This window comes from Pseudomonas sp. B21-051 (assembly GCF_024748795.1).
Lineage (GTDB): Bacteria > Pseudomonadota > Gammaproteobacteria > Pseudomonadales > Pseudomonadaceae > Aquipseudomonas > Aquipseudomonas putida_A.
Genome location: NZ_CP087166.1, coordinates 2,140,181 through 2,163,818 on the forward strand (window position 1 = coordinate 2,140,181; position 23,638 = coordinate 2,163,818).

18 protein-coding genes are annotated in these 23,638 nt (G+C 61.4%); 12 read left to right on the forward strand and 6 right to left on the reverse strand.

The window, feature by feature from the left end; genetic code table 11:
* Window positions 1-4: 4 nt before the first annotated feature.
* Both LOY52_RS09665 and LOY52_RS09670 read right to left on the reverse strand, forming a co-directional pair.
* Window positions 5-1,978, reverse strand: coding sequence for a MacB family efflux pump subunit (locus LOY52_RS09665; RefSeq protein ID WP_258679241.1), 1,974 nt, complete (start codon window positions 1,976-1,978; stop codon window positions 5-7).
* Entirely contained in the window at window positions 1,979-3,142 is a 1,164-nt protein-coding gene (locus LOY52_RS09670) for an efflux RND transporter periplasmic adaptor subunit (RefSeq protein WP_258679242.1), read from the reverse strand.
* Window positions 3,143-3,465: 323 nt separating this feature from the next.
* Here LOY52_RS09670 and LOY52_RS09675 point away from each other — a divergent pair, with 323 nt between their 5' ends.
* The 7 genes from LOY52_RS09675 to LOY52_RS09705 all read left to right on the forward strand — a co-directional run bounded on the left by LOY52_RS09675 (window position 3,466) and on the right by LOY52_RS09705 (window position 14,176).
* On the forward strand, window positions 3,466-3,948 hold the full coding sequence (locus LOY52_RS09675) for a sigma-70 family RNA polymerase sigma factor (protein WP_123587729.1): 483 nt from the start codon (window positions 3,466-3,468) through the stop codon (window positions 3,946-3,948).
* A 131-nt stretch (window positions 3,949-4,079) separates the two neighbouring features.
* The gene (locus LOY52_RS09680) at window positions 4,080-5,414 is read left to right on the forward strand and encodes a lysine N(6)-hydroxylase/L-ornithine N(5)-oxygenase family protein (RefSeq protein WP_258679245.1); all 1,335 of its coding nucleotides are present in this window, start codon (window positions 4,080-4,082) and stop codon (window positions 5,412-5,414) included.
* 591 nt (window positions 5,415-6,005) lie between these two features.
* Entirely contained in the window at window positions 6,006-8,705 is a 2,700-nt protein-coding gene (gene mgtA, locus LOY52_RS09685) for a magnesium-translocating P-type ATPase (protein WP_258679247.1), read from the forward strand.
* Window positions 8,706-8,885: 180 nt separating this feature from the next.
* Window positions 8,886-9,602, forward strand: a complete 717-nt coding sequence (locus tag LOY52_RS09690; protein ID WP_027614024.1) for an MgtC/SapB family protein — start codon at window positions 8,886-8,888, stop codon at window positions 9,600-9,602.
* Between the two features lie 135 nt (window positions 9,603-9,737).
* Window positions 9,738-10,172 carry a chemotaxis protein CheY gene (locus LOY52_RS09695; protein WP_258679248.1) on the forward strand — a complete coding sequence of 145 codons (435 nt, stop codon included), beginning with the start codon at window positions 9,738-9,740 and terminating at the stop codon, window positions 10,170-10,172.
* Between the two features lie 144 nt (window positions 10,173-10,316).
* Window positions 10,317-10,949 carry a response regulator transcription factor gene (locus tag LOY52_RS09700; protein ID WP_258679249.1) on the forward strand — a complete coding sequence of 211 codons (633 nt, stop codon included), beginning with the start codon at window positions 10,317-10,319 and terminating at the stop codon, window positions 10,947-10,949.
* An 8-nt stretch (window positions 10,950-10,957) separates the two neighbouring features.
* Entirely contained in the window at window positions 10,958-14,176 is a 3,219-nt protein-coding gene (locus tag LOY52_RS09705) for a transporter substrate-binding domain-containing protein (RefSeq protein WP_258679251.1), read from the forward strand.
* 4 nt (window positions 14,177-14,180) lie between these two features.
* Here the strand turns inward: LOY52_RS09705 and dkgB are convergent, their stop codons facing one another.
* Both dkgB and LOY52_RS09715 read right to left on the reverse strand, forming a co-directional pair.
* The gene (gene dkgB / locus LOY52_RS09710; protein ID WP_258679253.1) at window positions 14,181-14,984 is read right to left on the reverse strand and encodes a 2,5-didehydrogluconate reductase DkgB; all 804 of its coding nucleotides are present in this window, start codon (window positions 14,982-14,984) and stop codon (window positions 14,181-14,183) included.
* 268 nt (window positions 14,985-15,252) lie between these two features.
* Window positions 15,253-16,161: a LysR substrate-binding domain-containing protein gene (locus LOY52_RS09715; protein ID WP_258679255.1), complete on the reverse strand. Its 909-nt coding sequence runs from the start codon at window positions 16,159-16,161 to the stop codon at window positions 15,253-15,255.
* A gap of 104 nt (window positions 16,162-16,265) precedes the next feature.
* On the opposite strand from LOY52_RS09715, the gene LOY52_RS09720 reads away from it, so the two are divergent.
* The 5 genes from LOY52_RS09720 to LOY52_RS09740 all read left to right on the forward strand — a co-directional run bounded on the left by LOY52_RS09720 (window position 16,266) and on the right by LOY52_RS09740 (window position 20,780).
* Window positions 16,266-17,132, forward strand: coding sequence for a pirin family protein (locus LOY52_RS09720; RefSeq protein WP_258679256.1), 867 nt, complete (start codon window positions 16,266-16,268; stop codon window positions 17,130-17,132).
* An 85-nt stretch (window positions 17,133-17,217) separates the two neighbouring features.
* A complete protein-coding gene (locus LOY52_RS09725) occupies window positions 17,218-17,901 on the forward strand; it encodes an isochorismatase family protein (RefSeq protein WP_258679258.1) in 684 nt (227 codons plus the stop codon).
* Between the two features lie 56 nt (window positions 17,902-17,957).
* Window positions 17,958-18,584 carry an isochorismate family cysteine hydrolase YcaC gene (gene ycaC / locus LOY52_RS09730; RefSeq protein ID WP_258679259.1) on the forward strand — a complete coding sequence of 209 codons (627 nt, stop codon included), beginning with the start codon at window positions 17,958-17,960 and terminating at the stop codon, window positions 18,582-18,584.
* Between the two features lie 216 nt (window positions 18,585-18,800).
* Window positions 18,801-20,243: a mechanosensitive ion channel domain-containing protein gene (locus tag LOY52_RS09735; protein ID WP_258679261.1), complete on the forward strand. Its 1,443-nt coding sequence runs from the start codon at window positions 18,801-18,803 to the stop codon at window positions 20,241-20,243.
* Window positions 20,244-20,339: 96 nt separating this feature from the next.
* A complete protein-coding gene (locus LOY52_RS09740) occupies window positions 20,340-20,780 on the forward strand; it encodes a carboxymuconolactone decarboxylase family protein (RefSeq protein ID WP_027614017.1) in 441 nt (146 codons plus the stop codon).
* 128 nt (window positions 20,781-20,908) lie between these two features.
* On the opposite strand, the gene LOY52_RS09745 is transcribed toward LOY52_RS09740, so the two are convergent.
* Entirely contained in the window at window positions 20,909-22,501 is a 1,593-nt protein-coding gene (locus LOY52_RS09745) for a DHA2 family efflux MFS transporter permease subunit (protein ID WP_258679262.1), read from the reverse strand.
* Window positions 22,498-23,619, reverse strand: coding sequence for an HlyD family secretion protein (locus tag LOY52_RS09750; protein ID WP_258679263.1), 1,122 nt, complete (start codon window positions 23,617-23,619; stop codon window positions 22,498-22,500). The genes LOY52_RS09745 and LOY52_RS09750 overlap by 4 nt, the downstream gene beginning before the upstream one ends.
* Window positions 23,620-23,638: the final 19 nt, after the last annotated feature.

Below are 23,638 nucleotides of genomic sequence, written 5' to 3' on the forward strand. Positions count from 1 at the left end.
TCGATCATTCACTGGTAAGGGCCGTGACCGGATCGAGCCGGGCGGCCTTGCGGGCAGGCATGAAGCCGAAGATGACACCGGTGACCAGTGCGCAGGCAAAGGCGCCGACCACAGCCAGCCATTGAAACGCGATCGCCACGCCGCTGAACATCAGGACGCCGCCGACCAGCATTGCCAGACTGATGCCGGCGATGCCACCGACCACCGAGAGCATCACCGCTTCGGTGAGAAACTGGCGCAGGATGTCACGCTGACGGGCGCCGGTGGCCATACGAATGCCGATTTCCCGGGTGCGTTCGCGCACGGTCATGAGCATGATGTTCATCACGCCGATACCGCCCACCAGCAGCGAAATGGCAGCAATGGCGCCGAGCATCAGCGACAGCGTGCCCTGGGTGCGCGCCTCGGCCTGGATCATCGCGGCGTTGTTGGTGAGTTCGAAGTCCTTCTTGCCGTTGTGCCGGCGCAGCATCGCTTGTTCGATGGCCTGTTCGGCGTCCTTGACCTTGCGCGCATCCCTGGCGGCGATCACCACGTATTCCGGATTGCGGCTGCCGAACAGACGCATGCTGGCCGCGGAGTAGGGCACGGCGATGCGATTGTCGCTGTCCGAGTCGCCGGAGCTTGAGCCTTTTTCGGCGAGAACGCCGAGGATCTGGAACGGCACGTTTTCGATCAGGATGTACTGGCCGATCGGGTCGGCGACATCCTTGAGCAACTTGTCGCGCACTTTGGTGCCGATTACCGCAACAGCGGCGGCACTGTCTTCGTCGGCCTGGGTGAAGTAACTGCCCTGGACCACCGGCCAGTTGAAGATGATCGGGAAGTTGGTGTCGTTGCCACCGACATAACTGCTGTGATCGACGTTGCCGAAACGCACGCCGGCGGTCGAGCCGTTGACCGGCATGATGCGTTCGACCTGGGGCAGGGCGGCCAGCTCGGCGACGTCATCGAGCGTGATGATCCCCGGTGGCGTGCGCGGGTTGGGCGCGGCGCCGCTGAGATAAATGATGTTGGAGCCGAAGGCGCCCATCTGCGCCATCACCTGGCGTTTGCTGCCTTCGCCAACCGCCAGCATCACCACCACTGAAGCCACGCCGATGACGATGCCGAGTAGCGTCAGCGCGGTGCGAAACCGATTGATCCACATGACTCGCCAGGCGGCTTGCACCGCATCCACCAGTTCGCCTTTCCAGGCGCCGGTCCGGGTACTGCCGGCGCTCAGGCGCTGGCGCAGATCGACCGCTTGCAGGGCGCCGGGGTTGGCGGTACGGGGCGCGGCTGACGGATGCTCGGCGGTGTCGCTGATGATCAGGCCGTCGCGGATTTCGATGATCCGTTTGGCCCGTTGCGCCACTTCGCGGTCGTGGGTGATGAGAATCACCACATGGCCCTGACTGGCGAGTTCGTCGAGCAAGGTCATGACCTCGGCGCCGCTGTGGCTGTCGAGGGCGCCGGTGGGTTCGTCGGCGAGAATGATGTGGCCGCCGTTCATCAGCGCCCGGGCAATCGACACGCGCTGCTGCTGACCGCCGGAGAGTTGATGCGGGCGGTTGCCGGTGCGACTGGCCAGGCCCAGGCGCTCCAGCAATGCACTGGCCCGCGCGTGGCGTTCTGCCGCCGGAGTACCGGCGTAGATGGCCGGCATCTCGACGTTTTCCTGGGCGGAGCCGGACGGTATCAGGTGATAGCCCTGGAACACGAAACCGAACGCCTCGCGACGCAGCCACGCCAGTTCGTCGGTGTCCAGTTGCGCGACATCTTCACCGGCAAAACGATATTCGCCACTGGTAGGGCGATCGAGGCAGCCAAGGATGTTCATCAGTGTCGATTTGCCGGAACCGGACGCGCCGACGATGGCCACGAACTCGCCGGCATGAATCGACAGATCGATGCCGCGCAACACTTCCACCAGCGGACTGTCATTGCCGCCGTAGGATTTGCGGATCTGTTGCAGGTCAATCAGGGGCGTTTGCATTCAGCCTCCGCTGCCGGTGGCCTGAGTGCTGAGGACGTGATCGCCCTCGACCAGACCTTCGAGCACTTGCGTGCGTAGCCGATCGCTGATGCCGGTTCGCACATCGCGGGACTGGACTTCGCCGTTGGCGGCAACGACCTTTGCCCGTTGCCACTGCGCACGCGTGCCTGGTTGCAGGGCGGCGCTAGGCACGGTCAGGGTGTCCCTGGCCTGTTGCGCGACAAAGAACACCTGCGCAGTCATATCGGTCATCAGGCTGTTGTCAGCGTTGTCGACATCGAGCAGCACGGTGTACAGCACCACCCGTTCGCTGCCGCTGCGACCGCTGGTGGGACTGCCGCCCTGATTCTGTTCAAGGGGGCGCGGCGGCACCGGCAGAATTTGCCGCACAGTGCTGTTCCAGCGTCGGCTGCCACCACTGAGGGTGGTGAAGTAGGCGGTCATGCCAGGTTTGACGTGGCCAATGTCCGCTTCGGAAACCTCGGCCCAGACCGTCATTGGCGATAGCCGCGCGATACGCAGGATCAACGGTGTCTGTTGCTGCGCGTTGAGTGTCTGGCCTTCCCGCGCGCCCACCGCCACCACGGTGCCACTCATCGGTGCATAAATGCGTGTGTAGCCGAGCTCGGCCTCGTCACTGCGCAGGCTTGCCTGGGCCTGGCGGATCTGCGCCTGGAACATGTCGATGCGCGCCTGGGTCGCGCGAACTTCGGCGTGTGCGGTCTGTACATCTTCTTCGCGGGTAGCGCCACCGGCGGCGAGCTTCTGCTGGCGCTGATATTTCTGCTGTGCGAGATCGTGCTGGGCGCGCTGCTCCTGCAGTTGCGCCTTGAGGTTTTCGATCGAGAAACGCCCGGCATCGAGTTTGGCCTTTTGCGTTGAGGGGTCGATCTCCACCAGCAACTGGCCTTCCTTGACCGTATCGCCAGCCTCGACATGGATCTTCTGGATCTGCCCGGAAGCCTGCGCCCCGACATCCACATAGCGCCGCGGCTGCAAAGTGCCCAGTGCGGTCACGCTGTTTTCGATATTGCTTCGGGTCACCTGAACGGTGGCGTGGGCGTCCCGCCCGGGTGGCAAAACCTGCCACGCGGCAACGGCGATCACGGGAATCAGAAAAAGGGCGGCGAACAGGGCGCGTCGGGCGGAGCGGGGACGTTTCATGCAGGGATCCGGCCAGTAGGTTCGGCCCGTCGTTCAACAGCGGTGGCGCATTGCGCGGGGGTTGAACGCTGTCGCAAGGCGCGACAGATACGGGGAGCTGTCCTGTAAACGATGAATGCGCAAGGGAATTTAAGTGCGCACACATCAAGTAACAGGTAGCCGCAGAGGACTATTTGGCCTGGATGTGGAAACAGCTCTTTAAATCTATATGAGAATTACTATAAATTACGCACCTCAAGTTGCCACCATCTTGCTACTGCGGATTGCGGGCGGCGGGGTCAGTGTGCTCAAGGACAGGAACTGCATCGAGGCGGTCGGGAGTCATGTTGGAAAACTACTATCGGGAGCTGGTGTGTTTCCTGAACGCCAGGCTGGGCAACCGTCAGGTCGCCGAAGATGTGGTGCATGACGCTTATCTGCGAGTGCTGGAGCGCTCCAGCGACACGCCCATCGAGCAACCCCGGGCGTTTCTCTATCGCACCGCCCTGAACCTGGTCATCGATGATCATCGGCGCAATGCCCTGCGTCAGGTCGAGTCGCTTGATGTGCTCGACAGCGAAGAGCGCTATTTCACCCCGTCGCCCCATGGCACCCTCGATCACGGCCAGCGTCTGGAAATGCTCCAGCGTGCGCTGGCGGAGTTGCCGCCGTTGTGCCGCGACAGCTTTTTGTTGCGCAAGATCGAAGGTCTTTCCCACCCCGAAATTGCCGCGACCCTCGGGATCTCCAAGGCGTTGGTGGAAAAACACATCGTCAATGCCATGAAGCATTGCCGGTTGCGGATCAAACAATGGGACGTCCATTGATCCTTGCTGGTTAAATTTCCTTTCATCGTCCTCGTTCCTACTCAACAGACGACCTGCTGACCTGTTTCAGGCCGGTCAGGCCACCCAGGCTTTATCCCCGTGTTGAGGGGTTCATCCAGAGGACACTGGAAATGACTCAGGCAATTGCATCGCCCATCGTTCACGACCTGATCGGCGTCGGTTTCGGCCCTTCCAACCTGGCGCTGGCCATCGCTCTGCAAGAGCGCGGCCCGACCCACGGCGAGCTGGATGTGCTGTTCCTCGACAAGCAGGCCAACTACAGCTGGCACGGCAACACCCTGTCGACCCAAAGCGAGTTGCAGATTTCCTTCCTCAAGGATCTGGTAACCCTGCGCAACCCGACCAGCCCGTACTCGTTCGTCAATTACCTGAAGGCCCACGGCCGTCTGGTGGACTTCATCAACCTTGGCACCTTCTACCCGTGCCGCATGGAGTACAACGACTACCTGCGCTGGGTTGCCGGGCAGTTCACCGAGCAGAGCCGTTACGGCGAAGAAGTACTGACCATCGAACCGGTGCTGCACAACCATCAGGTTGAGGCGCTGCGCGTGATTTCTCGCGACAGCGAAGGCCAGCAGTTGGTGCGCACTGCGCGTTCGGTGGTGGTCAGCGCCGGCGGCACACCGCGTATTCCGGAGGCGTTCAAGGCGCTGAAGGGTGACAGCCGCGTGTTCCACCACTCGCAGTACCTGTCGCAGATGGCCAAACAGCCGTGTGTGAACAACCAACCGATGAGCATCGCGATCATCGGCGGCGGGCAGAGCGCGGCGGAAGCCTTCATCGATCTGAACGATTCGTTCCCGTCGGTGCAGGTCGACATGATCCTGCGCGGCTCGGCCCTCAAGCCTGCGGACGACAGCCCGTTCGTCAACGAAGTGTTCTCGCCGGAATTCACCGATCTGGTGTTCCAGCAAAACAGCGCCGAGCGTGAGCGCCTGGTCAACGAGTACCACAACACCAACTACTCGGTGGTCGACATTGATCTGATCGAACGCATCTACGGCATCTTCTATCGGCAGAAAGTCTCGGGCATCGCCCGTCATGCGTTCCGTACCCTGACCACCGTCGAGAGCGCCACCGCCACCGAGCGCGGCATCGAACTGGCGGTGCGCAACAACGCCACCGGCGAAGTCACCGTGCGTATCTATGACGCCGTGGTCCTGGCCACCGGTTATGAGCGGCAGATGCACCGCAAACTGCTGGCGCCACTGGAAGAATACCTCGGCGATTTCGAGGTCGATCGCAACTACAAACTGATCACCGACGAGCGCTGCAAGGCCGGCTTGTACATGCAGGGCTTCTGCCAGGCCAGCCATGGCCTGAGTGATACGTTGCTGTCGGTGTTGCCGGTGCGTGCCGACGAGATTGCCGGATCGTTGTATGAGCATGGCAAGCATCGTGGGCATCGATCGATGGCGGATCTGCTGTTGGCGACTGCCAGCTGAATCTGCTTTGCCTGATACTCCGCCTTCGCGAGCAGGCTCGCTCCCACATTGGCTCTCTGTTGACCACAAAATCTGTGTTCAATGAAGATCCCCCTGTGGGAGCGAGCCTGCTCGCGAAGGGGCCGTCAAAAACACCCTGAAATCTGAATCCTGAACCCTTCCTGAACATCCCCGATATTCCCCGACACACCTCCTTACACGGGTTTACTCTCAAATCATCGAGGCGTAAGCTTCGCGCGTTTTCATCAATAGCGGAGACCCACAGTGGGTACTTGTTCGAGTGACAGTTGTCGGCCGGTCTCGGTAACCGGCAGATTCTCGGCAAGATAACGCGCAGCCTTTCTCTGCCGTTGTCTCGCCGTAAAGCGAGCAGCGGCATCCCGATCATGGTCAGTTGAGACCATGTCCCGACGTCCTTCTCATCGACACTGAAAGTGTGTGATTTCGACCGTGTGGTCGCGATCGCAAACCTATCGACACGCCTGTCCTTTGTGACCGGCGCGCCAAGCCTTGCCGTGCCGGTTTTTCCGGCGCACGAGGCATGGTCGTACCTGCTCGACGGTTTCCCGGCTGACCATAGGGGCAACAGCCATGAAACTTACGCTCAAGGAATTTTTCGCAGGCTTCCTGCGCACACGCCACATCGCCCGGCACTTCCGCCGTCTGGCGCTGCTGGAATCGATCACCGACACCACGGTCAGCCGTGAAGTGCCGCCCACCCTGGCCAACACCCTGGTCGATGCGGCCCATCGCGACAGCGGTGAACTGCTGTCGTCACTGGGTACTCACACCGACGGCCTGACCGATTTTGAAGTCGACGCCCTGCGTGCGCAGTACGGCCTCAACGAAGTCGAGCACGAGCAGCCGCTGCCATGGTGGATCCACCTGTGGCACTGCTACAAAAACCCGTTCAACCTGCTGCTGACCCTGTTGGCGGTGATCTCGTGGCTGACCGAAGACCTGAAAGCCGCCACGGTGATTTTCTCCATGGTGGTGCTGTCGACGCTGCTGCGCTTCTGGCAGGAAAGCAAATCCAACCAGGCCGCCGACGCGCTCAAGGCGATGGTCAGCAACACCGCCACGGTGATGCGCCGCGACGAGCCGCGCATCGAACTGCCGATCAAGCAACTGGTACCGGGCGACTTGATCGTGCTGTCCGCCGGCGACATGATTCCCGCCGATTGCCGAGTGCTCAGCGCCAAGGATCTGTTCGTCAGCCAGGCGGCGATGACCGGTGAATCGATGCCGGTGGAAAAGTTCGCCCGTCAGGCCGACCGCGACACGCGTAATCCGCTGGAGCTGGAGAACATCCTGTTCATGGGCACCAACGTGGTGTCCGGCACGGCGGTGGCGGTGATTCTCACCACGGGCAACAGCACTTATTTCGGTGCGCTGGCGCAGCGGGTCGGTGCGACTGACCGCGCGGTGACCTCGTTCCAGCTGGGCGTGAATAAAGTCAGCTGGCTGCTGATCCGCTTCATGTTCGTCATGGCGCCGCTGGTGCTGTTCATCAACGGATTCACCAAGGGCGACTGGACCGAAGCGTTGCTGTTCGCGCTGTCGATTGCCGTGGGTCTGACCCCGGAAATGCTGCCGATGATCGTCACCTCGACCCTGGCCAAAGGTGCGGTGTTCCTGTCGCGCAAAAAGGTCATCGTCAAGCGTCTGGACGCGATCCAGAACTTCGGCGCCATGGACGTGCTGTGCACCGACAAGACCGGCACCCTGACCCAGGACAAGATTTTCCTCGCGCGCAATGTCGATGTCTGGGGTGAAGACTCCGATGACGTGCTGGAAAAGGCCTACCTCAACAGCTACTACCAGACCGGGCTGAAAAACCTGCTCGACGTGGCGGTGCTGGAACACGTGGAAATCCATCGTGAACTGAAGGTCGGCACGGCATTTCGCAAGGTCGATGAGATCCCGTTCGACTTCAACCGCCGGCGCATGTCGGTGGTGGTGGAGGGGCGTGGCGAACCGCATCTGCTGATCTGCAAAGGTGCGGTGGAAGAGGTGCTGGCGGTGTGCACCCGCGTGCAGCACGGCGACGTCGAAGAAGCCTTGAGCGATGAATTGCTGACCCGGATTCGTCAGGTCACCGCAGCATTCAACGCTGAAGGCTTGCGCGTGGTGGCGGTGGCTGCCCGCTCGATGCCTGAAGGTCGCGACACTTACAGCCTGGCGGATGAACAGGAACTGACGCTGATCGGTTACGTGGCGTTCCTTGATCCACCGAAGGAAAGCACTGCGCCGGCACTCAAGGCTTTGGCCGAGCACGGCGTGGCGGTCAAAGTGCTGACCGGTGACAACGAACTGGTGACCGCGAAGATTTGCCGTGAAGTCGGTCTCGCGCAACAGGGCTTGCTGCTGGGCAACGATGTCGAGCGCATGAGCGACGCCGAGCTGGCCGTGGCGGTAGAAAAAACCAACGTGTTCGCCAAGCTGACGCCGTCGCACAAGGAGCGCATCGTGCGCATCCTCAAGGGCAACGGGCATGTGGTCGGCTTCATGGGCGACGGCATCAACGACGCCCCGGCGCTGCGCACCGCCGACATCGGGATCTCGGTGGACAGTGCGGTGGATATCGCCAAGGAAGCCGCCGACATCATCCTCCTGGAAAAGAGCCTGATGGTGCTGGAGGAGGGCGTGCTCGAAGGGCGCCGCACCTTCGCCAACATGCTCAAGTACATCAAGATGACCGCCAGCTCCAACTTCGGCAACGTGTTTTCGGTGCTGGTCGCCAGTGCGTTCATTCCGTTCCTGCCGATGCTGCCGATGCACCTGCTGGTACAGAACCTGCTCTACGACATTTCGCAGATCGCGATTCCGTTCGACAACGTCGACAAGGAGATGCTGAAGAAGCCGCAACGCTGGCAGCCGGCTGATGTCGGGCGCTTCATGCTGTTCTTCGGCCCGATCAGTTCGATCTTTGACATCCTGACGTTCGCCTTGATGTGGTATGTGTTCGATGCCAACACCCCGGACCACCAGACCCTGTTCCAGTCCGGATGGTTCGTGGTGGGGCTGCTGACCCAGACGCTGATCGTGCACATGATCCGCACGCCGAAGATTCCGTTCCTGCAAAGCCGTGCAGCCATGCCGTTGCTGGTGATGACCGGAATCATCATGGCGGTCGGGATCTTCCTGCCGATGGGGCCACTCGCCAACTACTTCAAACTGCAGGCGCTGCCGTCGCTGTACTTCGTGTTCCTGCCGATGATTCTGTTGGCGTACATGGCACTGACCCAGGCGGTGAAAGGCTTCTACATCCGCCGGTTCGGCTGGCAATAACAGCAGACTGCAATCTTCACCTGCCACCCTGTAGGAGCTGCCGCAGGCTGCGATCTGTTGATCTTGCTTTCAAAGATCAACAGATCGCAGCCTGCGGCAGCTCCTACAGGGATCGGCTATTTCAAGTGAATTGGCAGCAAGCCCGACAAAGGGACTGTGATCTATTCAAGGAGCTTCATCATGCAAGCCATCAACAATCTCAACCTCGATTCACTGCTCGATACGCTGGTCAGCCTCAGCGCCGCGTTCATCCTCGGTGGCCTGATCGGTTTCGAGCGCCAGTACCGGCAACGCACGGCGGGCCTGCGCACCAACGTGCTGGTGGCGGTCGGCGCGGCGATTTTCGTCGACATGGCCAACCGTCTCGGCGGTGCTGAAGGCGCGGTGCGGGTGGTCGCCTACGTGGTCTCCGGCATCGGCTTTCTCGGTGCCGGGGTGATCATGCGCGAAGAGGGCAACGTGCGCGGCCTCAACACCGCCGCGACTCTGTGGACTTCCGCCGCCGTCGGTGCCTGCGCCGGTGCCGACCTGCTGGCCGAAGCGGTGCTCGGCACGCTGTTCATTCTGGCCGCCAACACCTTGCTGCGGCCGATCGTCAACAACATCAACCGTCAGCCACTGGACGTGGTCTCGGCCGAAGTGACCAACATCGTTTACGTGATCGCCCGGCGCTCGCAGCAGAAAGCCGTGTTCGCCCTGCTCGAAGCCGAGCTGGAACGCAGCAACTACCCGGCCAGCGACGTCGATGTGCACGCCTTCGGCGCCGACGAAATCGAGATCGAAGCCACGTTGGCGACGACTTCGGTGGACGGTGACGAGCTGGACGCACTGGTGGCGCGGATCTCGACTTCAGCGCTGGTGGTGCAGGCGTTCTGGAGTCCGAGTACGACGGAATAACGCAACCACATCGGGCAGCCATTCGACATGGCTCAAGGGGCGGATGAATGACCGGTTTTTTAGGAAAAGTCCTACAGAACTGCTCCTGAGGCTTGCGTAGTCTTGGCGCACCCGTCCACCTCTACGAGATCGAGCATGATCAATAAATCCCTGCGCATCCTGATTGCCGATCCGCAGCATTTTCACCGGATGAAAATCGAGCGCCTGTTCAATGGCCTCGAATACTTCCGGGTTGCTCCGGTACAGAGTCTGCTTGAGCTGCTGACCCTGGTGGAATACGGCTGTGAACCCTTCGACGCCGTGGTCATCAACGCCGAGCTGGCGGCCGGATCGCTGGACCTGCCGGGTTTTTTCCTCAACAACCCGCAGGTGCGCCACGTCCTGATCTATAACGAACCCACGGCACCGGCGCTGACACCCGCCGGCTTCGCTCAGGAAAACCTGCAGATCAGCCATGTCGCCTTGCCCAATGCGGCGGCGATCAAGCACCTGATGGCGCGGGTCGACGTCGCCCCGGTTTGCGCGGCGAACACCTGGAACCCGGCGCCAGCCGTGCAGCGCCGGGCCTGAGCACGGATTACCCTTTCGCGCAACTGTCAGATCTGACAGGTAGATACGCTTTGCTTCCCGTGTAACAGTCTTTGCGCAGCCAACCCGGTGAGTAACAGCTGATGCCGGTGGCGCCATCGTCCTGTTTTTGCACTGGGAGCGGTCATGAAGTCAGCGCTGATCGTCGACGATCATCCGGTGGTAAGGGCTGCCGTGAAACTCGTCCTCGAAGCCGAAAGATTCAAGGTGATTCACGAAGCATCCAGCGCCAGCGAAGCCATGGCGCTGAACCGTGAGCACAAGCCGAAACTGGTGGTACTTGATCTCAAGTTGCCGGGAGTCGGCGGACTGGAGGTGCTGGAGCGGCTCAAGGCCACCGACCCTGACTGCAGAGTGCTGATCTTTACTTCTCAGGATCCGCTGCACTATCAGGATCGCTGTCTGCGTAGCGGCGCCATGGGTTATGTGGCTAAAACCAACCAGTTGCTGCAACTGCACAAGGCTGTTCAGGCGCTGATGTCGGGCTACTCCTATTTTGCTGCACTGCCTGATAACGGCCTTGTGTCGACACCGTCGCACCGCAGCGAAAAACAGCTGATCGACGAGCTCTCCAACCGAGAACTGAACATCCTCGTGCAGTTGGCTCTGGACAAGCCCAACAAGAAAATCGCCGCGGAAATGTTCCTCAGCCACAAGACCGTCAGCACCTACAAAACCCGCTTGATAAAAAAGCTGGGTCTGCACTCAAAGTCAGCGGTGTACTTGCGCGAATTCGCCAAGCGCAACGATTTGATCTGAGTAGAAAATTGAACCTGCGACGCTGGTGGTGTGTGCTGTGGTTGAGCATCACGGCCACCTGCTGGGCCAGTGAACCGCCGCAGCCTCTGGAGTTGTTGAGCCAGGCGGCACTGGAAAATATCCGGGTTCCGCTCGACGAGCAGGATCGCCAATGGCTGCGCCAGCACCCACGGTTGCGCATGGGCATTTCCGGCGCCGATTACCCACCGTTTGAAATCACCCGCAATCGGCTGGAGCTGGAAGGTCTCACCGCCGATTACGCCGAGCTGCTGGCGCAACTGCTCGATGTGCGGATCGAGGTGCAACGCTTCGCCAATCGCGACGCAGTGATGAGCGCACTCAAGCGCGGCGAACTTGATCTGCTGGGCACCTCGAACAATTTCGAGCTGGCCGATCCGGATTTCATTTTGTCGCGCCCCTACGCCGAAGATCAGCCGATGCTGGTGACCCGGCTCGACGAAACGTTACCCGCGGATCTGGCGGGCCGACGCATCGCCATGGTCGAGGATTATCTGCCCGTGGCCAGCGTGCAGGCGTTCTATCCCGAGGCCAACGTGCAGCGCTATCCCTCGGCGATGGACGCGCTGGGGGCGGTGGCATTCGGCGTCGATGACGGCTATCTCGGCGACCTCATCAGTGCCAATTACCTGATCAACACCAATTATCGCAATGACCTGCAGTTGGCCGGGCCGTCCGGACTGGATGCCAACCCCTTTGGGTTTGCCCTGCAACGCAGTGACGTGCGCCTCAAACGCATCATCGACAAGGCGCTGGCGGCGATTCCCATGGAGCGTCGTCAGTTGATCGAGCAGCGTTGGAGCGCGGGGCGCGCGCACATGGCCGCGCAGTCGCGGGTGCGCCTCAGTGCCGGCGAGCAGCAGTGGCTGGAGCAACATCCGGTGGTGCGGGTTGGAGTGATCGAGGACTTCGCACCGCTGACGTTTTTTGATGCCGACGGGCGATTCAACGGGCTGGCGGCGCAGTTGCTCAACCTGATCAGTCAGCGTACCGGGCTGCAATTCGAGTTGGTTAGGGGGCGTTCGCTGGACCGCCAGATCGAACAGCTCAAGGCCGGTGAGCTCGACGTGCTGCCGGTGGTGACCCCGAGCAGCGAACGTGAAGCCGAGCTGCAATTCACCCGCGCCTACCTGAACAATCCATTTGTGCTGGTCAGTGCGACAACCGCGGGTAGTCCGCGCAGCCTCATTGATCTGCCGGGCAAGCGCCTGGCGATTTATCGCGGTCATCCATTACGCGACTTTATTCTGCAGCAGGTGCCCGGGATCCGTCTGGTGGAGGTGCGCAGCCCGGCCGACGGTATGGAACTGATCGCCAAAGGGCAGGCCGACGCGACCGTCAGCTCGCTGCTGGTGGCGCGTTTTCTGATCGCCCGCCATTACCGCGAGCGCCTGCGCATCACCAATACCATTGGCGATCAACCGGCGCGCATTGCCTTGGCGACCGCAGCGCAGGATTCGGCGCTGCACACCATTCTGAACAAGGCGCTGCTGAGCATCGCGCCACAACAGATGGACGAACTGGTCGAGCGCTGGAGCCATGACGTGGTCGTGGAAGAGAGCTATTGGCAGCGTCATCGCCGCGAAATCCTGCTGGCGTTTGCCGGCGCGGCAGGGCTGCTGTTGCTGGCCCTGGCCTGGATCGGTTTTCAGCGCTGGCAGTTGCGCCAGCGTCAGCAGTGGCTGCAGCAGTTGCAGCAGGCCAAGGATGCCGCCGACGACGCCAATCGGGCCAAGACCACGTTTCTGGCGACCATGAGCCATGAAATCCGCACCCCCATGAACGCCCTGATCGGCATGCTCGAACTGGCCCTCAAGCGTGCCGAGGAGGGCGTCACCGACAAATTGGCGATCGAGGTCGCGTCCGGTGCCGGCCAGCAATTACTGGGATTGATCGGCGATATTCTCGACATTGCGCGTATCGAGTCCGGGCATCTGTCCCTTGCACCGGAGCGGGCCAATCTGCGGGAACTGGTGATCTCGGTGTGCCGGGTATTCGAGGGGCTGGCGCGCGAGAAACGCCTGCTGTGGCAGGTCGAACTGGATGCGCACAGCGACGTTGACGTGATGCTCGACCCGACACGCTTCAAGCAAGTGCTGTCAAACCTGTTAAGCAACGCGATCAAGTTCACCGAGCACGGTCAGGTCAGTCTGCAACTGGCGGTGAGCAGGACAGCGCTCGGCCAGTTGGCCGTGAAAGTAGTGATTGAAGACAGTGGCATCGGCATCAGTGAGGATGACCGCAACCACCTGTTCAGCCCGTTTGTTCAGGCCGGTAACCATGGCCAGTCAGCGCGCAGCGGCTCGGGATTGGGATTGGTGATCAGCCGCAACCTCTGCGAAATGATGGGCGGAACGCTGCGCCTCGACAGTGAGCTGGGGCATGGCACGCGGGTCGAGATAAATCTGCAATTGCTGCCGTTGGCCGCGCTCGCCTCCGAGGCGGCAAGCCCCGCCGTGGCGGACACGCCGGCGCGCTCATTGAGCGTGCTGGTGGTGGACGATCATCCGGTCAACCGCTTGCTATTGTGCTGGCAGCTGAGTGAGCTCGGCCACCGCACGGTCGACATCGAGGACGGAGAGTTGGGCCTGCAGCGTTGGCGGGCCCAGGCCTTCGATGTGCTGATCACCGACTGCAACATGCCGCGGCGCAACGGCTACGAACTCGCCCGGACGATCCGTGACGAAGAGGCGGCGAGCGGCCGGGCGCGTTGCCTGATCCTCGGGTTTACCGCCAACGCGCAAGTCGAAGAACGGGCTCGTTGCCTGGAGGCCGGCATGGACGATTGCCTGTTCAAGCCGATTCGCTTGCATGATCTGCAGCAGGCGTTGCAGGCGGCCAGTCACAGCGAAAGCGATCACCTGCCGACCCCGGCAGTGACGTTGACCGAGATCGACCTGAGCGCGCTGGAGCAGATGGCCGGAGAAAATCACGCGGTGATGCAACGCCTGCGCGAACAGGTGTTGCGCAGTTTGCACGACGATCTGCAACGGCTGGATGCGGCGCGCCAGCCCCAGGATCTGGACGAGTTGCGGACACTGGCGCATCACATCAAGGGCGGTGCACAAATGGTCGGTGCCGCGCGGGTAGCGGCGGCGTGCAGCGATCTCGAACAGGCGTGCCGCGACGCCGAAACGCTGTCTGTCCACCGCTCGGTGGATGCGCTGCGCACGGCCATGCTTGGCCTTGCGCAGCGGCTTCAGGACTGAGCGGTCAATCCCACTGCGGCGCAATGCCTTTCGGGCTGGTCAGACGATGGCCGCGCTCCAGACCGGCGATCAGCGCCATGTCGGATTCGCTCAGGGTCAGCGCGGTGGCGCCGAGGTTGCTTTGCAGGTTGGCGCGTTTGGTCGACGATGGAATCACCGCGTAACCCGACTGCATCGCCCAGGCCAGGGTGACCTGCGCCGGGGTCGCTTGCAGACGTTCAGCGATCTGCTGAATCACCGGATCCTTCAGCACTTCGCCATAGGCCAGGGTCATGTAGGAGGTGATCTGGATACCCTGGCTGCGGGCGAACTCGACCACTTTGCGGTTTTGCAGGTACGGGTGCAGCTCGATCTGGTTGGTGGCGATGTTGTCTGCGCCGACCGCTGCGATGGCTTGCTGCATCAGCTCGATGGTGAAGTTGGACACCCCGATCTGCCGGGTCAGGCCCAGACGCTTGGCTTCGAGCAGCGCGCCCATGAATTCGGCGACTGGCACCTTATCTTCCGGCGACGGCCAGTGGATCAGCGTCAGGTCGAGGTAATCGGTCTGCAACTTCTGCAGGCTTTCCTTGAGGCTGTCGATCAAGCGATCCTTGGCGAAGTTGGCGATCCAGATCTTGCTGGTGATGAACAGCTCTTCGCGAGCAATGCCGCTGGCGGCGATCGCCTCGCCGACCTCGGCTTCGTTCTCGTAGATCTGCGCGGTGTCGATGGCGCGGTAGCCAAGTTCAAGGCCGGTGCGCACCGAATCGATGACCACCTGACCTTGCAGGCGAAACGTACCCAGACCAAAAGCGGGAACAGACATTGATGACTCCAGGGTTGCAGTGGGAATGGGCAGGAGTATCCGCGTCTGTGTCCTTGAGAAAAACCGCTGGTGGGGCAAAGCACTGTTGAGCAGAAGTCATGAATCTTTCGCCGCCGGCAACACTCCTGTAGGAGCTGCGGTACGCTGCGATCTGTTGATCTTGTTTTTCGGGATCAACAGATCGCAGCGTACCGCAGCTCCTACAGGGTTTTGTGGGTGATGCCGAACCTGTCGGGGTGAGCCTGCTCGCGATGGCCGCGCCGCTGATTCAAGCAATATCACTGTGCGCAAACTCCTCCCCAAGAAAATCAATCAACGTGCGCACCGACGGCAACAGCCCCCGGCGCGAGGGGAAGATCGCATGCACGATCCCGCATTTCGGCGCCCAGCCCGGCACCAGTTCCACCACACGCCCGGCGGCGATGTCCTCACGCACCACAACGCTCGGCAGGTGCGCCACGCCGACCCCGGCGATGACTGCCTGACGCAGGGCGATCAAGTCATCGGTGACCAGGCGCGGCGAGTGCCGGATCACCGCGCTATTGTCATTCGGCCCGAGCAGCTCCCATTGGTACTCGCGCTGCGCCGCCCCCCAATGCAGGCTCGGCAGGCCGTTAAGATCGGCGGGCGAGGGCGGTGACGACAGGTGCTCGACAAACATCGGGCTGCCGACCACCGACTGGGTGCTGTTGCCCAGTACCTTCATCACCATGTCGGTGTTTTCCAACGGTGGAAAACGCACCCGCAACGCGATGTCGAAACCTTCGTGCAACAGATCGACCCGCCGGTTGGTGCTCTCGATGAACAACTCGACCAAGGGGTACTTGAGCATGTAGCGGGTGAGCATCGGGCCGACCCAGGAATTGAGCAGCGCCGTCGGGCAACTGAGGCGCACCAGACCTTGCGGCTCGGAGCGGTTGCGTTCGATCAGCTCGGCAGCGCTTTCGGCTTCGACGCGCATTGCCAGGCAGCGCTGGTAATACGCCTGGCCGATTTCGGTCAGCGAACAGTGCCGGCTGGTACGGTGCAGCAGGCGCACGCCGAGGCGTTCTTCGAGTTCGGAAATGCGTCGGCTGAGTTTCGACTTGGGCATGTCCAGCGCCCGCCCGGCGGCGGCGAAACCGTGATGTTCCACCACTTGAGTGAAGTAGTAGAGGGTGTTGAGGTCTTCCATCATCGTTCTCCAGATAGAACGCTAAGGCTGATTTTTGCAGTCTAGTGCATTAATGGATGCGGATTTAAGCTTAATCCATCGCATCACTCACCCCTTTGGAGACAACCATGAAAAACATCATCGGTATCTACACCAGCCCGCGCGGCCATTGGGTCGGCGATGGGTTCCCGGTTCGCACGCTGTTTTCCTACGACAACCTGGGCAAACACATCAGCCCGTTCCTGTTGCTCGATCACGCCGGCCCGGCGCAATTCACCCCGACCACCGAGCGACGTGGCGTTGGTCAGCATCCGCACCGTGGTTTCGAAACCGTGACTATTGTGTATGAGGGCGAAGTGCAGCACCGCGATTCCACTGGCAGTGGCGGGGTCATCGGCCCCGGCGACGTGCAATGGATGACCGCCGCTTCCGGGATCCTGCATGAGGAGTTTCACTCGGATAACTTCGCCAAAACCGGCGGCAATCTGGAAATGGTCCAGTTGTGGGTCAACCTGCCGGCCAAGGACAAAATGGCCGCGCCGGGCTACCAGACCATTCTCGACAGCGACATCCCGAGCATCGCGCTTAAGGACAACGCCGGTCACCTGCGGCTGATCGCTGGTGAGTTCGATGGCCACACAGGCCCATCGCGCACATTCACACCAATCGACGTATGGGACCTGCGCCTGAATGCCGGCAAATTGCTGACGCTCGATCTGCACGAAGGCCGTAACACCGCGCTGGTGGTGTTGAAAGGCTCGGTGCAGGTCAACGGTCTGGAGTCGGTGGGTGAAGGGCAGTTGGCGCTGTTCGAACGCAAGGGTCAGCAACTGACACTTGAAGCAAGCCAGGACGCGGTGGTGTTGCTGCTCAGCGGCGAGCCGATCGACGAACCGATCGTCGGCCATGGCCCGTTCGTGATGAACACCGAGCAGGAAATTCACCAGGCGTTCGCCGACTTCCAGTCTGGCCGCTTCGGCCAGATGCACGCTTAACGTTCAACCACTCCGCTCTACACAGGACGCGTAGGCCGGTTCGAAGGCCAGGGATGGCTGTTGCCCAAAGAAAGAGGAAACGCCCATGAGCACTGTCTATGCAGCGAACTTCAATGGCCACAAACCGACCATCGATCCCGACGATAGCGCGATGTTGTTGATCGACCACCAGAGCGGCCTGTTCCAGATCGTCAAGGACATGGACGTGCCGCAACTGCGCGCCAATGCCGTGGCGCTGGCCAAAGCGGCAACCCTGCTGAAGATGCCGGTAATCACCACTGCCTCGGTGCCGCAGGGACCGAACGGGCCGTTGATCCCGGAGATCCACGAGGCCGCGCCGCATGCGCAATACGTGGCCCGCAAAGGTGAAATCAATGCCTGGGACAACGCCGAGTTTCACGCGGCGGTCAAAGCCACCGGCAAGAAAACCCTGGTGATCGCCGGCACCCTGACCAGCGTGTGCCTGGCGTTCCCGTCGATTGCGGCGGTGCATGAAGGCTACAAAGTGTTTGCCGTGGTCGATGCCTCGGGCAACCACTCAAAACTGGCCACTGATCTGACCATTGCCCGTCTGGCCCAAGCCGGGGTGGTGCCGATCGACATCATGGCGACGCTGTCCGAACTGCAAGGCTCGTGGAACCGTGCCGATGCCGAACAGTGGGCGGCCGTCTACGCCCAGGCCATGCCGCATTATCAGTTGCTGATCGAGAGTTACCTCAAGGCTCAGCAAGTCGCGAACGAACACGAAGTGCTGGATTCGCAGCGCTGATCGTTTCATCCATGCCGACCGGCGGTCGGCTTTGACAACCCGCGAGGATTATTGCAATGACCACTCAATACAAACGTCTGGACAAAAACAACGCCGCTGTTCTGCTGGTCGATCACCAGGCCGGCCTGTTGTCGCTGGTGCGTGACATTGACCCGGACAAATTCAAGAATAACGTACTGGCGCTGGCCGATCTGGCCAAGTACTTCAAGCTGCCGACCATCCTGACCACCAGTTTCGAAACCGGTCCCAATGGCCCGCTGGTGCCTGAGCTCAAGGTGCTGTTCCCGGACGCGCCGTACATTGCCCGCCCGGGCCAGATCAACGCCTGGGACAACGAAGATTTCGTCAAGGCAATCAAGGCCACCGGCAAGAAGCAACTGATCATCGCCGGCGTGGTGACCGAAGTCTGCGTGGCGTTCCCGGCACTGTCGGCGCTGGAAGAAGGCTTTGATGTGTTCGTGGTCACCGATGCATCGGGCACCTTCAATGAACTGACCCGCGAATCGGCGTGGAACCGCATGTCCAGCGCCGGCGCTCAGTTGATGACCTGGTTTGGTCTGGCCTGCGAGCTGCACCGTGACTGGCGCAACGACATCGAAGGCCTGGGCACGCTGTTTTCCAATCACATCCCGGACTACCGCAACCTGATGACCAGCTACAGCACCCTGACCAACGGCAAGTAACCAACAGCACTCGCAATCCCCTGTAGGAGCTGCCGGAGGCTGCGATCTTTTGATTTGATTTTTTAAGGATCAAGATCAAAAGATCGCAGCCTCCGGCAGCTCCTACAGGGGTTTTTGGGTGTTTTTGCGGCGGCGTTCAATCTCTGAAATCAATTACTCCTACACTTGCCCAATCTGTGCGATCTTCTCGCGATTGGCCCCTGTCGGAGTGCTTTGATGTTGTCTTTTTTGACCGAACATCCGTTGTTTTGCGCGTTGATCCTGATCCTCCTCGATCTGGGCCTGTGGCGCCTGATCAGCTCCCGTGGCAGCGAGTGGAAATTGCTGGTACGGGTGCTGATTTTCGCCTTGTTCAGTGCGGTATTGTTCAACGAAGGCCTCAACCCGATGGAGCCGGCGCCGTGGGCCGACAACGTGCCGCTGCATCTGGCGGCGACCGGGTTGCAGATCGGTTGGTGGCTGTTCGGCGCGCGCACCCTGACCGTGCTGATCGGCGCGGTGATGATGCAGCGGGTCGGCCACACCGGGCGACTGTTGCAGGATCTGCTCGGTGCGGTGATTTTCCTGATCGCGATTATCGCGGCCCTGGCCTATGTGCTGGATCTGCCGGTCAAAGGTGTGCTGGCGACGTCCGGGGCTTTGGCGATCATCGTCGGTCTGGCGTTGCAGAGCACCCTCAGCGACGTGTTCTCCGGAATCGTGCTCAACACCACCAAGCCCTATCAGATCGATGACTGGATCTCCATCGATGGCACCGAAGGCCGGGTCGTCGATATCGACTGGCGCGCCACACGTCTGCAGACCAGTCAGGGCAGCATGGCGGTGATTCCCAACTCGCTGGCGGCCAAGGCGAAGATCATCAACTTCAGCCGGCCGAGCAACATGTTCGGAGTCGCCGTCAGCGTCCAGGTCAGCCCGCATGCCCGGCCCAATACGGTGATCGATGCGCTGGAGCGGGCGATGCAGGGCTGCCGTCCGCTGCTGGATAATCCCTCGCCAAGCGTCGCGCTGAAAAGCTCCAGCAGTGCCGGCGCGGAATATGAAATCAGCGGTTTTGTTTCGTCGATGGATCAGAAGCGCTCGGTGCGCAATCAGCTGTTCGATCTGGCTTACCGGCATCTGCAGGCATCCGGGGTCAATCTGTTGTCGAGTGTCGAACCGATCGTCGCCGGCAACCTCTCACGGCCACGGGCGCTGCTCGACAGTTCGCCGATTTTCTCCACCCTGCGCCAGGAAGAGAAAGACACCTTCAGCCAGAACATGACCCTGCAAACCTTCCGTGCCGGCGAGACGATTCTCGAGGCCGGGGAGGTCAGCGATCATTTGTTCATCATCGAATCGGGTGTGGTCAGCGTGACCTTGACCCGCCATGGCAGCCCGTTTGAATCCGGGCGCATGGGGCCGGGGGAGGTGATCGGCGAGGCCGGCATCCTCTCCGATTCGTCGGTGCCGGCGACCTTCGCGGCGAAAACCTTCTGCGCGTTGTATCGCATCGAGAAGACTTACCTGAAGCCGTGTCTGGATGCCCGTCACGACATCAACGAGGCGATGAAAGCCTTGCTCGATTATCGCCTGCACAAGGCCCAGACCCTGACCCAGGACGTGCCGACCGTGGTGGCGAAAACCGGGTTCCTGCAGTGGTTGCGCAATCGCGTGTGACGGGTGGTCTACTCGTCTTCCGGGAGATTGGCTATTTGTCCGGGGCAGTGGCGGGACTACCTTAGTCACACATTCACTGGCCCCGGAAATTCAATCATGAAAGCTCGTACCGATTTCTACACCGCTTCTCCAGACGCCCTGAAAGCGATGATCGCCCTGGAAACTGCGGTCTCGAAACTGCCGCTGGAAAAGACCCTGATCGAACTGGTCAAGCTGCGCGCTTCACAGATCAACGGCTGTGCGTTCTGCATCGACATGCACACCGCTGACGCGATCAAGGGCGGCGAAACCCCGCGTCGACTGTTCGCCGTGACCGCTTGGCGTGAAGCGCCATTCTTCACCGAGCGCGAGCGTGCTGCGCTGCTGTGGACCGAATCGTTGACCCAACTGAGCCTGACCCACGCCCCGGACGAAGACTACGACATCGTCGCGGCGCAATTCACGCCCAAGGAAATGGTCGACCTGAGCGTGGCGATCAGCACCATCAACAGCTGGAACCGTCTGGCGGTGGGCTTCCGCAAAACCCCACAGCTCTAAGCCGCAACACATAACCCTGTAGGAGCTGCCGAAGGCTGCGATCTTTTGACTTTGATTTTTAAAAACAAGATCAAAAGATCGCAGCCTGCGGCAGCTCCTACAGGGGCCGGTTGTTTCGGAAGTCTGGATCAATGCGCATCCGCACTCGGCGCGGGCGGTGGTTGCACCTTGCGCATCAAGGGCACCATCGCCGTGGCGATGATGAAGCACAACATGATCATCAAAAAGGTGTCGCCGTAGGTCTGGGTCTGCGCCTCGCGGTAGGTCAGCAGCCACAGCTGACGCAGGCCGGCGGTGACGCCGACATCACCGCTCTGACCCAGCGTCGCCAGGTTGCCACCGACCTGCGACAGCCACTGATTCAGCGCCTCGTTGCTGCTGTTCAAATGCTCGGCCAGGCGGGTGAAGTGCAGGTTGGTGCGGTCATTGAGAATGGTCGCGCACCCGGCAATCCCGATCGCCCCACCCAGATTGCGCATCAGGTTGAACAGCCCCGAAGCGTGCTTCAAGCGTGCCGGTGCCAAGCCGCCCAAGGTCAGCGTCACCGCCGGCGGCACCGCCAGTTGCTGAGCGATCCCGCGCAACGCTTGCGGCAGCATCAATTGACCGGCGCCCCAGTCGTGGGTGATCGGACTGAATTCCCACATCGACACGGCAAACAGGCCCAGGCCGATCATCATGATCCAGCGCAAATCCATGCGATTGGCGAGAAAGGCGTACAGCGGAATCGCCATGATCTGGAACACCCCGGTGGAAAAAACCGCCAGACCAATGTCCAGCGCGCTGTAGCCACGCACCCGTCCGAGGAACAGCGGGGTCAGGTAAATCGTTGCGAACAGGCCGATCCCGGTGACAAAGGAAAAGAAACAGCCCAGGGCAAAGTTGCGATCCTTGAGCGCGCGCAGATCGACGATCGGGTTGGCCACGTTCAAGGTGCGCCCGATGAAGGCCAGGCCCGCCAGACCGCTGATCCACGCCGTGGTCAGAATCGTTTGATCGCTGAACCAGTTCCAGCGTGGGCCTTCTTCGAGGGTGTATTCCAGGCAGCCGAGAAACAGCGCGAGAAACACCATGCTCAGGTAGTCCGCGCCTTTGAGCAGCGCCAGTTCCGGCTGGTCGATCTTCACCAGCATCGGCACGGCCACCGCGACGAAAATCCCCGGCACCAGGTTGATGTAGAACAACCAGTGCCACGAGGAAATGTCAGTAATCCAGCCGCCGATCACCGGACCCAGGGTCGGCGCCAGTGATGCCACTGCTCCGATGGTCGCTGCGGCAATCACCCGCTGTTTGCCGCTGAAGAAAAAGAACGCGGTGGTGAACACCAGCGGGATCATCGAGCCGCCGAGAAAGCCTTGCAGCGCCCGAAAGGCGATCATGCTCTGGATGTTCCAGGTCACGCCGCAAAGCAGACTGGCCAGGGTGAAGCCGATCGCCGAAGCGCAGAACAGCCAGCGCGTGGAGAACACCCGCGACAGCCAGCCCGACAACGGGATCACGATGATTTCGGCGATCAGATAACTGGTCTGCACCCACGCGGTTTCGTCGGTGCCGGCCGAGAGCCCACCGCCGATGTCACGCAACGACGCCGAGACGATCTGGATGTCCAGCAGCGCAATGAACATGCCGATGCACATCGTGGCGAAGGCGAACACTTTGGTCGCGGTGGCCATGTCGGCGGCGTTGAACGGTTGCGCCGGGGCGGTGATGGCGGTGCTCATGGCGCGACGGCCACGGCGCTGGTTTCAGCGGGCGCGCGGGTGTCGACTTCAGCAGTGACCGACAGCCCCGGCCGCAGATGCCCGAGCACGCCGTCGGCCGGATCGAGCAAGATTCGCACCGGCACCCGCTGGACGATTTTGGTGAAGTTGCCAGTAGCGTTCTCTGGCGGCAGCACACTGAATTGCGAGCCGGTGGCCGGGGCGAGGCTGTCGAGGCGGCCATGGAATTCCTGGCCGGAGAGCACGTCGGCATGGATGCTCACCCGTTGCCCGGGTTTCATCCGCGCCAGTTGGTCTTCCTTGAAATTGGCATCCACCCACAGACCGCTGGCCGGTACCACCGACAACTGTTGCGACCCGGCCTGGGCATAGGCGCCGACCCGCGCGCGGCGGTTGCCGATCAAGCCGTCGACCGGTGCGCGCAGTTCGGTGTAGCCGAGGTTCAGTTGCGCCAGATCACGCTCGGCGCGGGCTTGTTGCAGGGCAGCGCGGGCCTGTTGTTTCTGGGTGTCGATCACCGCCAGTTGGCGCTGGGCGGCGAGCAATTCGGCCTGGGCGCGGGCGCTCAGGGCCTGGGCGGTCTTGAAGGTGGCGTCGGCGCGTTGGGCACTTTCCACCGACACGGCATTGGTGCTCACCAGACGTTTGTAGCGCGTGTTGTCATCCCGCGAGCGGGCGGTTTCAGCACCGGCAGCATCGATGCCGGCGCGGGCCTGGCCGATCACCGCTTGCTGCAATTGCTCGGTGGCGTCGAGGTTGGCCAGCAGCGCCTCCTCGGCGGCAACCGCGCCTTCGGCTTTGGCGAGATTGGCACGATAGTCGCGCGCGTCGAGGCGGATCAGCACGTCGCCGGCCTTGACCGATTGGTTGTCGCTGACCAGCACTTCTTCGATGTACCCGGCGACCTTCGGCCCGATCACCGTGACGTCGCCACCGATGTAGGCATCGTCGGTCTCTTCCAGAAAACGCCCGGTGCCCCACCAGTGCGCGGCATACATGCCGACCACCACCAGCGCGATCAGGCCGGCGCCGGTCAGCAGCAGGCGTTTGCGCAGTGGTGGCTTGGCGGGGGTGACCGGGGCAGACAGGTCGGGCTCGAGGGGGTGCATGCTGGTCATGGCGTAATACCTGCGGAAA

Bases quoted from the DNA above. Each gene is read 5' to 3' on its own strand.
- LOY52_RS09735 (WP_258679261.1), top strand. From the start codon at position 18,801: ATGTTGTCTTTTTTGACCGAACATCCGTTGTTTTGCGCGTTGATCCTG.
- LOY52_RS09715 (WP_258679255.1), bottom strand. From the start codon at position 16,161: ATGATGGAAGACCTCAACACCCTCTACTACTTCACTCAAGTGGTGGAA.
- LOY52_RS09675 (WP_123587729.1), top strand. From the start codon at position 3,466: ATGTTGGAAAACTACTATCGGGAGCTGGTGTGTTTCCTGAACGCCAGG.
- LOY52_RS09725 (WP_258679258.1), top strand. From the start codon at position 17,218: ATGAGCACTGTCTATGCAGCGAACTTCAATGGCCACAAACCGACCATC.
- ycaC (WP_258679259.1), top strand. From the start codon at position 17,958: ATGACCACTCAATACAAACGTCTGGACAAAAACAACGCCGCTGTTCTG.
- LOY52_RS09680 (WP_258679245.1), top strand. From the start codon at position 4,080: ATGACTCAGGCAATTGCATCGCCCATCGTTCACGACCTGATCGGCGTC.
- LOY52_RS09750 (WP_258679263.1), bottom strand. From the start codon at position 23,619: ATGACCAGCATGCACCCCCTCGAGCCCGACCTGTCTGCCCCGGTCACC.
- LOY52_RS09745 (WP_258679262.1), bottom strand. From the start codon at position 22,501: ATGAGCACCGCCATCACCGCCCCGGCGCAACCGTTCAACGCCGCCGAC.
- LOY52_RS09690 (WP_027614024.1), top strand. From the start codon at position 8,886: ATGCAAGCCATCAACAATCTCAACCTCGATTCACTGCTCGATACGCTG.
- LOY52_RS09665 (WP_258679241.1), bottom strand. From the start codon at position 1,978: ATGCAAACGCCCCTGATTGACCTGCAACAGATCCGCAAATCCTACGGC.
- LOY52_RS09670 (WP_258679242.1), bottom strand. From the start codon at position 3,142: ATGAAACGTCCCCGCTCCGCCCGACGCGCCCTGTTCGCCGCCCTTTTT.
- LOY52_RS09695 (WP_258679248.1), top strand. From the start codon at position 9,738: ATGATCAATAAATCCCTGCGCATCCTGATTGCCGATCCGCAGCATTTT.
- LOY52_RS09740 (WP_027614017.1), top strand. From the start codon at position 20,340: ATGAAAGCTCGTACCGATTTCTACACCGCTTCTCCAGACGCCCTGAAA.
- LOY52_RS09720 (WP_258679256.1), top strand. From the start codon at position 16,266: ATGAAAAACATCATCGGTATCTACACCAGCCCGCGCGGCCATTGGGTC.
- LOY52_RS09700 (WP_258679249.1), top strand. From the start codon at position 10,317: ATGAAGTCAGCGCTGATCGTCGACGATCATCCGGTGGTAAGGGCTGCC.
- dkgB (WP_258679253.1), bottom strand. From the start codon at position 14,984: ATGTCTGTTCCCGCTTTTGGTCTGGGTACGTTTCGCCTGCAAGGTCAG.
- mgtA (WP_258679247.1), top strand. From the start codon at position 6,006: ATGAAACTTACGCTCAAGGAATTTTTCGCAGGCTTCCTGCGCACACGC.